Annotated in this window: 1 protein-coding gene; it reads left to right on the top strand. The window is 33.3% G+C overall.

Annotated features, from left to right (window positions below; all coding sequences use genetic code 11):
- Window positions 1-14: 14 nt before the first annotated feature.
- Window positions 15-390 (top strand): hypothetical protein (locus tag C1I99_RS35580; protein WP_233512841.1); only part of this gene is annotated, 376 nt, incomplete at its 3' end.

The following is a 390-nucleotide window of genomic DNA, read 5'->3' on the forward strand; positions in this document are numbered from 1 at the left end:
GTATTTGTAACTTCGTGGTGGAGTTCTCTAATTTACAGTCATTTATGCTGAGAAACGGTATAATCGATATAATTGAAAAGATGTTAACAGATCCATTGTTTAACTCAAAAAAAGACGATAATGAAGATGAAAGAAGGATTGCATTGCAAGGCATACCTGTGCATGAAGTGAAGGCAAACTCTCTATGGGTACTAAGGCATCTAATGTACAATTGCCAGAATGAAGAGAAGTTTCAGCTTTTGGCCAAAATCCCGATGAATTTAATTTTGGATTTTATTAATGATCCATGTTGGGCAGTACAAGCCCAATGTTTTCAGTTGCTCAGAAATTTGACTTGTAATTCAAGGAAAATTGTAAATATTCTTTTGGAAAAATTTAAAGATGTAGAAT

The sequence above is a fragment of the Micromonospora deserti genome, from assembly GCF_003236335.1.
GTDB classification, from domain to species: domain Bacteria; phylum Actinomycetota; class Actinomycetes; order Mycobacteriales; family Micromonosporaceae; genus Micromonospora; species Micromonospora deserti.